This is a genomic window from Kitasatospora sp. NPDC054768, assembly GCF_053612025.1.
Map to the genome: position 1 here is coordinate 62644 of NZ_JBSHBN010000028.1, position 7001 is coordinate 69644.

Genomic DNA, 7001 nt, shown 5'->3' on the forward strand with positions numbered 1-7001 from the left:
GTCGGAACCTCTGCTGAGCTGGGGCGGTCCGGAATCGTCGAGACCCCGGCGGAGGCGACCGTGTCCGTGGAGCGCGCGTCCGGCGAGGAGCGGCGGCCGGACCACCGCAGGCCGTACCTGATGCTGCCGCCCGCGCTGCGGCAGGCGGCGGCCTGGTCGCTGGCGGTGATCCTGCTGATCGCCGTCGCCTCGCTGGTGGTCTTCGCGCTGGTCGAACTGCGGGCCGCGACCGTGCCGTTCCTGCTGGCGCTGCTCGGGACCTCGCTGCTCTACCCGGTGGTGCCCTGGCTGGTGCGCCGGGGCGTCGGGCGGGGCCTGGCCGCCGGGCTGACCTGCACGGTGCTGGTCACGGCGGTCGGCGGGGTGATCGCCCTGCTGGTCAACTCCCTGGTGCACAGCGCCCCGCAGATCGCCGCCTCGCTCCCGGAGGCCGGGCGGCGGCTGGCCGGCTGGCTCGGCCCCTTCGGGTCGAAGATCCAGCACGCGCTGAGCAACGCCAAGGGCGAGACCAACTCGCTGGTGTCCACCCTCACCAACGGCGTGCTCTCCGGGCTCGGCCTGCTCACCCAGCTGATCACCGGCGGGGTGCTGGCGCTCGCCCTGGTGTTCTTCTTCCTGCGGGACGGCCACCGCACCGGCGACGTCATCCGCTCCTACCTGCCCGAGCGCAGTGCCACCACCGTGATCGCCTGCGCCGGGCGGGCCTTCGACGCGATGGCCGGGTTCATGCGCGGCACCACCCTGATCGCCCTGATCGACGCGAGCTTCATCACCATCGGCCTGCTCGCCCTCGGTGTGCCGGGCGCGCCGGGGCTGGGCGCGCTGGTCTTCATGGGCGCCTACATCCCCTTCGTCGGGGCCTTCCTGTCCGGCACGGCGGCGGTCCTGGTCGCCCTCGCCGACGGTGGCATCGGCACGGCGCTCTGGGCGCTCGGCGTGGTGCTCACGGTGCAGATGATCGAGGGCAACATCCTCCAGCCGGTGATCCAGAGCCGCACGGTGGAGCTGCACCCGGCCACCATCATGGTCGCCGTGGTGGCCGGCGCCGGCATCGCCGGCATCATCGGCGCCCTGCTCGCCGTCCCGGTCTGCGCGGCCGGAATGGGCGTCGTCTCGGTGCTGCGCGGGGATCCGGACCGGTCGGCGGCGCCGGACCGCTGAGCAGCGGGCCGGGCGGAGCGGAAAGCGGGTTGCCGTCGGTCGGGGGATCATGTGAGCATTGCTAATGCGACATGAGTCGCAATAGTGCTTCGGGAGGGGTCGCATGGAACTGTTCGAGGTGGCCGAGGCGGGAGCCGGGCCGTACGGGGTCACCGTGGGGCCCGACGGGGGCGTCTGGTTCACGCTGGTGCACAGCGGGGAGATCGGGCGGCTCGCCCCGGACGGGACGGTGCGGCGCCACGGCCTCGGGGCGCCCGGGTGCGGGCCCGCGGTGATCACGGCGGGGCCGGACGGGGCGCTCTGGTTCAGCCGGATGCGGGACCACCGGATCGGGCGGATCGACGTCCACGGGCGGGCCGGCTCGTTCGAGCTGCCGGGCGAGGACCCCGGCCCGTACGGGATCGCCGCAGGACCGGACGGGGCGCTCTGGTTCACCGAGCTGAACGCGAACCGGGTCGGGCGGATCACCGTGGACGGCGAGGTGACGCGGTACCCGCTGCCGGTCGACGGGGCCTTCCCGTCGCTGATCACGGCCGGGCCGGACGGGGCACTGTGGTGCACGCTCAACCAGGCGGACGCGGTGGCGAGGGTCGGCACCGACGGCGCGGTGACCGTCCACCGGCTGCCCACCGAGGGCACCGCGCCGGTCGGGATCACGGCCGGGGCGGACGGCGCGCTCTGGTACGTCGGGATCGGCGGCGGGCTGGTCGGGCGGATCACCGTGGACGGGAAGGTGACCGAGCATCCGCTGGCCGACCGCTCGGCCAGGCCGCACGCCGTCGCGGCCGCACCGGACGGGGCGCTCTGGTTCACCGAGTGGGGCGCCGGCCGGATCGGGGTGCTCACCCCGGACGGGCGGCTCGACGGCCACCCCGTCCCGGGCGCGGGCGCCGAGCCGCACGGCATCGCCGTCGCCCCGGACGGCACGGTGTACGCGGCGCTGGAGCGCGGGCAGATCGCCCGGCTGACCCCGGCCCGGGACGCCCGGGGTGCCCTGGGTGCCCGGGGCGCTCAGGGCTGACGGCGCAGCAGCTCCTCCAGGTCGGCGAGCAGGCCGAGGGCGGCGGCGCGGTCGGGGGCCGGCGCCGGGGCGGGGGAACGCTCGGCGATCACCCGCAGGGCGGCGGCGGCCTGGCGGGCGAACATCGCCAGCAGGTCCAGCTCGGGCAGGCTGGCGCGGGCCTGCGGGGCCGGGTCCAGCACCTCCAGGACGCCGAGCACCCGGCTGCCGTGGGTGAGCGGCGCGGCCATCAGGGCGGTCGGGACGTACGCGGTGGACTCGGCGAAGTCCCGGTCGAAGGTGCGGTTGGCGCCCAGGTCGTCCACCACCATCGGCTCGCCCGAGGCGGCCACCCAGCCGGCGATCCCCCGGCCGGCCGGGAAGCGGCGGCCCACCAGCGACTCCTCGCCGCGCCCGGAGACGGCCTGGAAGACCAGCTCCCCGGCCGCCTCGTCGAGCAGGCACACCGAGCCCGCCTGGGCGCCGAAGATCGCCCGGGCGACGTCCACCACGGACTGGAGCAGCTCGCGGGCCAGCGGGTCGACGGCGGGGTCAGTGCTGAGGGTCATCGGGCGCCTCCGGGGTGGGGGTGGAAGGGACCTGGACGTTGGCCGCGGTGAGGTAGAGCGCGCTCTTCAGCTGGAAGGTGGTCAGCCTCGGCCGCCGGGACAGGATGCGGGCGCAGAGCCCGGCCACGTACGGGGTCGCGAAGCTGTTGCCGGTGGTGCGGATGGTGACGCCGCCGAGCCAGGGCACCCGGACGTTCTGGCCGGGCGCGAAGAACTCCACCGGCGGGGCCGGGTTGTACAGGTGCAGCCGCGGGTCGTCCTCCTGGTGGCTGCCCACCGAGATGACCGAGGAGAACCGCCACGGGTAGCTCTCCACCGGCGTGTTGTGGGCGGAGGCGACGATCGCGGTGCGGGCGAAGAAGGCGTCGTCGGCGATCGCGTGCAGCTCGTCCAGGAAGCGGGTCCGGGTGGTGGAGAGGCTGAGGTTGATCACGTCGAAGCGCTGCCCGACGGCCCAGCGCAGCCCGGCGATCAGCATGTCGCCGGTGCCGGTGAAGCGCTCGCCGAGGACCCGCACGCTGTAGAGCTCGCAGTCCGGGGCGGTGCGGCGGATGATGCCGGCGCAGGCGGTGCCGTGCCCGCAGGTGTCGCCGGCGGAGTCCGGGCGGACGACCAGCTCCCTGGTGGCCGGGTCCCTGGCCACCGCCCAGGAGCCCTGCACCGGCCCGACCAGCGGGTGGTCGGGCTCGATCCCGGAGTCGACCACGCAGACCCGTACGCCCTTGCCGGTGCCCCCGCCCCCGCCGGTGCCCCCGCCGCTCTCCTCGCCGTCGGGGGCGACGGCGTCGGCGAGCACCGGCAGGTCGGCGGGGGTGCGGTCGCGCAGGCTCCAGGTGAGGCCGGCCGGGCCGCTCACCGGGTGCCCCCGAGCCGCTCGGCGCGCCGCACGCCCGGCAGGTGGCCCTTGGCGGCGAACCGGTCCCGGGCGGTGGCGGCGGCCACCGCGGCCTCGGCGGGGCGGTCGAGCAGCAGCAGGGCGTGCGCCCGGTCGAGCGCGGTCAGCGCCTGCAGCAGCAGCGACTCGGTGGCCTCCGCGGCGGCCAGGGCGGCGGCGGTCAGGTCCAGGGCCGGCGCGGCCTCGCCCCGGGTGGCGGCGAGCCGGCCGCGCAGCGCGTCCAGTTCGATCGCGAGCACCGGCGGCAACGTGGCGAGGGCGTCCGCGCCGTCCAGGTGCCGGGCGGCCTGGGCCGGGCGGTCGGTGTCCAGCAGGACCCGCGCGGTGGTCAGGGCGAGGCGCGGCAGCGGGGCGGGGCTGCCCTGGTGACGGGCGATCTCGGCGGCGTCGGCGAGCAGGTCCAGCGCCTGGCCGCTCTGGCCGAGGGCGGCCGCCGCCTGGGCGGTCAGCGCGGGCAGCGCCACCATCGCCTCGGCCAGCGACAGCTCCCCGGCCAGGCTGTTGGCCTCGGCGAGCAGCAGCTCGGCCTCCTCGGGGCGTTCGCGCAGGGCCAGCAGGACGGCCAGCGGGCCGTTCAGCGCGACCCGCACGGTCCGCCGGCCGGTGCCGTGCTCGCCGAGCAGGGCGCGCAGCCGGAAGGTCGCGTTGGGGACGGGCTCGGGGCCGGCCAGCAGGGAGGCGGCCAGTGCGGCCAGCACGGCGGCCCGGTCCAGCTCGGCGTCGGTGCGGCAGACCCGGTCGAGGGCCTGGTCCAGCAGCCGCTCGGCCTCGGTGTGCCGGCCGGCCAGCAGCTGCTCCTCGGCCAGCCGCAGCCCGGCCCGGGCCCGGCCGAGGTCGTCCCCGGTGTCGGTGAACAGCGGCAGGACGGCGCGGGCGGTCGCGGCGGGCTGATCCGGGCCGGGCGGCAGGCCGCGGGCGGCCAGCGCGAGCCGGGCGTGCGCGGCGTCCAGCGGGTCGGCGGCCGCGTCCCGCACCTGGGCGAGGACGGGCAGCGCCTCCTCGGCGCGGCCGAGCGCCAGCCGGGCCTCGCCGAGGCGGCGCAGCGCGGGGCCCGCGGCGCGCTCGCCCGGGTAGTGCAGCCGGACGGCGCGCTCCAGCAGGTCGGTGGCGGCGGGCAGGTCGGCGCGGGCCAGGGCGCCGGCCCCGGCGGCGCCGAGGGCGGTGGCCGCGCGGGTGCGCAGCACGTCGGTGCGGGTGTCCAGCAGGCCGAGTTCGAGCCGGTAGCGGTGGGCGCGTTCCAGGTGGCCGCCGACGGCGGCGTCCCCGGTGGAGCGGACGGCCGGCAGGTCGGCGGCGCGCTCGTGGCGTTCGGCGCGGGCCCGCTTGGACATCGACTGGTAGACGGACTCCTGGACCAGGCCGCTGCTGAACCGGTAGCCGGTGCCGGCCGGTTCGACCAGCCGCAGCTCGGCCAGCCGGGCCAGCGCGGCGCGTAGCCGCGGCGGGGTGTCGTCGCCCCCGGCGGACGGGCCGGCCGGCAGCCCGTCGATCGGGCCGGTGAAGACGTCGTCCTCCGGGTCGGCGAAGGCGTCCTGATCGCTGCCGCCGTGGGCGAGTTCGGCGAGTTCGGTGGCGGTGAAGGCGCGGCCGAGGACGGCGGCGAGGTCGAGGGTGGCGCGATCGTCGCGCTCCAGCCCGTCGATCCGGGCGCTGAGCAGGGCCCGTCCGGTGGGCGGCAGTTCGTCGGTCAGGACGGGACCCTCGGTTTCGGTGAGGGCGGCCAGCAGCTCCTCCAGGTGCAGCGGGTTGCCCTCGGCGCGCTCCAGCAGCCGGGTGGGAACCGCGTCCTGGTGGGCGCTCAGTTCGGTCAACTGCGCGGCCAGCAGGGCGGATTCGTCCCAGGACAGGCCGCCGACCGGCAGTGCCGGCAGCTCCGGGCGGGCGGCCGGGAGCTCGGGGCGGGTCAGGCAGAGCAGCAGCACGGGGGCCGCGCCGAGCTCGGCCGTCAGCCACCCGGCGGCGTCCACCAGCGCCGGGCCGGCCCACTGGCAGTCGTCCAGGACCAGGACGGCCGGGCGCTCGACGGTGCGGCCCCGCAGGATCGCGGCCAGCAGCTCCAGCGAGCGGCGGGTGTCGAGGCCCGGCGCCGTCGCCTCGTCCAGCCGGGCCAGCGCCTCGGCCGGAGCGGCGCCCCCGGGCTCGTCCAGCAGGGTCCGGACCGCCTCGGCGATCGGCGCCAGAGTGCCCTGCTCGCCGAAGCTGCGGCAGCGGGCGGTGCCGCAGCGCGCGGTGCGCCGGCCGACCCGCTCGCGCCACTCGCGCACCAGCCGGGTCTTGCCGATGCCGGCCTCGCCGGCGATCAGCAGCAGCTCGGCCCCCGAGCCGCCCGCCACCCGTGCCAACGCGGCGTCCAGCTGCGCCAGTTCGCGCTCCCGGCCGACCAGCGGGACGTCGAAGCGGCGCAGCAGCTCCGGGTCGTCCTCGTCCAGGGCGACCAGGCGGTAGGCGGTGACCGGCTCGGCCTTGCCCTTGAGGTGCAGCGGGCCGACCTCGTCCACCTGGGCGGCCGGACCGGCCGCGCGCAGCGTCTGCGGGCCGATCAGCACCTGGCCGGGGGCGGCCCGGGTCTGCAGCCGGGCGGCGATGTTCACGGTCTCGCCGGAGATCAGCGCCTGGCGCGCCGAGGCGTCCGAACCCGCCACCACCTGGCCGGTGTTGACACCGATCCGGACGTCCAGGCGGACCCCGAGGGTGGCGTCCAGCTCGGTGTTGAGGTCCTCCAGGTCCTCCAGCATGGCGAGGGCGGCGGCCAGCGCCCGGTGGGCGTCGTCCTCGCGGATCACCGGGACGCCGAAGACGGCCATCACGGCGTCCCCGATGAACTTCTCCAGGGTGCCGCCGTGCGCCTCGATCCGGCGGTGCATCCGCTCGAAGTAGCGCAGGATCACCTCGCGCAGGGTCTCCGGATCGAGCGCGCCGGACAGGGCGGTGGAGTCGACCAGGTCGCAGAAGACCACCGTGACCAGCTTGCGCTCCTCGGCGGCCAGGTCGAGGGCGGCGCCCCGGGCGGCGCCGCAGGAGGGGCAGAACTGGTCGTTGGTGCCGACGGGCTGGGCGCAGAGTGGGCAGGGCATGGTGGCCGTCCTTCGGTCGTCCTTCGCTGTGCGGGGCGTGCGCGGCGGAGCGGAGCGGGAGTGCACGGGCGTTCCCGGCCAGGGTCGCGGGCGCGGCTTCGGGCCCGGTTCGGGAACGCCTGGCGAGCGGTATGGCCGCAGGCGGGGCGGGGTGCGGGGGCCTGCCGGCAGGGCCCGGTGCAGCCCGCGCGGCCCGGCGCGGCCGCGCCGACCTGCGGACATACCGGATCCCAACCGGCCCCGAAGCCGGGCGCAGCCGGTCCCGCCCAGCATGGTGGGCGACGGCGGGCGGCCGCCCGCCG

The 7001-nt window shown here is 77.1% G+C and carries 5 protein-coding genes; 2 read left to right on the top strand and 3 right to left on the bottom strand.

Annotated elements, in window-relative coordinates:
- Positions 1 to 60: 60 nt before the first annotated feature.
- Together ACWGKU_RS11640 and ACWGKU_RS11645 are read left to right on the top strand one after the other, a co-directional pair.
- Positions 61 to 1161 carry an AI-2E family transporter gene (locus ACWGKU_RS11640; protein WP_380549752.1) on the top strand — a complete coding sequence of 367 codons (1101 nt, stop codon included), beginning with the start codon at positions 61 to 63 and terminating at the stop codon, positions 1159 to 1161.
- Between the two features lie 103 nt (positions 1162 to 1264).
- Positions 1265 to 2182, top strand: a complete 918-nt coding sequence (locus tag ACWGKU_RS11645; RefSeq protein ID WP_452179768.1) for a Vgb family protein — start codon at positions 1265 to 1267, stop codon at positions 2180 to 2182.
- Here the strand turns inward: ACWGKU_RS11645 and ACWGKU_RS11650 are convergent.
- From ACWGKU_RS11650 to ACWGKU_RS11660, 3 genes are read right to left on the bottom strand one after another with little or no spacing between them, the layout of a single operon-like run.
- Positions 2173 to 2730, bottom strand: a complete 558-nt coding sequence (locus ACWGKU_RS11650) for a GAF domain-containing protein (protein WP_380549758.1) — start codon at positions 2728 to 2730, stop codon at positions 2173 to 2175. The two genes, ACWGKU_RS11645 and ACWGKU_RS11650, sit on opposite strands and share 10 nt — an antisense overlap.
- Positions 2714 to 3586, bottom strand: coding sequence for a S8 family peptidase (locus ACWGKU_RS11655; RefSeq protein WP_452179767.1), 873 nt, complete (start codon positions 3584 to 3586; stop codon positions 2714 to 2716). The genes ACWGKU_RS11650 and ACWGKU_RS11655 overlap by 17 nt, the downstream gene beginning before the upstream one ends.
- Complete coding sequence (locus tag ACWGKU_RS11660; protein WP_452179766.1) at positions 3583 to 6699, bottom strand: adenylate/guanylate cyclase domain-containing protein; 3117 nt, start codon at positions 6697 to 6699, stop codon at positions 3583 to 3585. Before ACWGKU_RS11660 ends, ACWGKU_RS11655 begins: the two co-directional genes overlap by 4 nt.
- Between the last annotated feature and the right edge of the window lie 302 nt (positions 6700 to 7001).

Coding starts and splice junctions, on each gene's coding strand:
- ACWGKU_RS11650 (WP_380549758.1), bottom strand. CDS start 2,730: ATGACCCTCAGCACTGACCCCGCCGTCGACCCGCTGGCCCGCGAGCTG.
- ACWGKU_RS11660 (WP_452179766.1), bottom strand. CDS start 6,699: ATGCCCTGCCCACTCTGCGCCCAGCCCGTCGGCACCAACGACCAGTTC.
- ACWGKU_RS11645 (WP_452179768.1), top strand. CDS start 1,265: ATGGAACTGTTCGAGGTGGCCGAGGCGGGAGCCGGGCCGTACGGGGTC.